This window comes from Thalassotalea sp. G20_0, assembly GCF_017744175.1.
Lineage (GTDB): Bacteria > Pseudomonadota > Gammaproteobacteria > Pseudomonadales > Endozoicomonadaceae > Endozoicomonas.
Genome location: NZ_JAGHQV010000434.1, coordinates 1 through 614, shown reverse-complemented (window position 1 = coordinate 614; position 614 = coordinate 1). Strand labels below are relative to the sequence as shown.

The following is a 614-nucleotide window of genomic DNA, read 5'->3' as shown; positions in this document are numbered from 1 at the left end:
GGCATAGTCATGGTGGCCCCCGGCAGGCCGGAAACGTTCATGGTGGTGTTCGCGACCGTCGGTGCCGGTGTGGGCAGCGTCATGGTGGCCCCCGGCAGGCCGGAAACGTTCATGGTGGAGTTCGCGACCGTCGGTGCCGGTGTGGGCATAGTCATGGTGGCCCCCGGCAGGCCGGAAACGTTCATGGTGGTGTTCGCGACCGTCGATGCCGGTGTGACCGGTAATGGCTCCCTGGCCACGCCTGAAGAGTAACCTGTGCTCCTGGCAAAACTGTTCACCTGCGTAGTATTGGCAACCACGGCCCCGCGCCTTGTGGCGACTGTTGGCACTGCAGCGGCTGTTGTCGCTGTAGCGGCATTTACCGGGCAAGCATCACTGTACGAAACATCCAGCGCATCCAGAAATTCAGTTCTCGAAGAGCAATTGGCTGTTAACACACGCAGGTCTGCTTTTTGGCAAAGAAGCTGATCATTGGAGATAGAAGAATTCCCCTCTTTAATGCCATTGACATAGCTGTTCACCGCCATGGTGTTGGCAACCGTTCCTTGAATCTGCCCCCCCCCGATGCCGGCGTCTGCATAGCTACCCGAGGTTTCGACCGTGCTGTTCACCGC

Annotated in this window: 1 protein-coding gene; it reads right to left on the bottom strand. The window is 59.1% G+C overall.

The window, feature by feature from the left end:
• On the bottom strand, positions 1-614 hold a 614-nt coding region (locus tag J7438_RS26905; protein ID WP_209279083.1), incomplete at both ends, for a hypothetical protein.